This is a genomic window from Mesorhizobium sp. M7A.F.Ca.US.005.03.2.1, assembly GCF_003997795.1.
GTDB lineage: Bacteria > Pseudomonadota > Alphaproteobacteria > Rhizobiales > Rhizobiaceae > Mesorhizobium > Mesorhizobium ciceri.
In genome coordinates this window covers 1-221 of sequence record NZ_RZRP01001663.1, presented here as the reverse complement: position 1 = coordinate 221, position 221 = coordinate 1, and the positions used below count along the sequence as shown (strand labels likewise).

Genomic DNA, 221 nt, shown 5'->3' with positions numbered 1-221 from the left:
CGAACCCGACGGTTGACGCGCTCAATGTCGGCGGCAGTCTGACCGACAGCTTCACCTACACGGTGAGCGACGGCCAGGGCGGGACCTCCTCGACGACGCTGACCATCACCATCCACGGCACCGACGATGCGCCGGTTGCGGTCGCCGACACCGGGTCCGCGAACGAGGCCGGCATCACGCCGGCCACGGCGGCGACCGGCAACGTTCTGGCCAACGACACC

1 protein-coding gene is annotated in these 221 nt (G+C 69.7%); it reads left to right on the top strand.

Annotation, left to right across the window (positions count from 1 at the left end):
- Positions 1-221 (top strand): VCBS domain-containing protein (locus EN991_RS39695; RefSeq protein WP_164756071.1); only part of this gene is annotated, 221 nt, incomplete at both ends.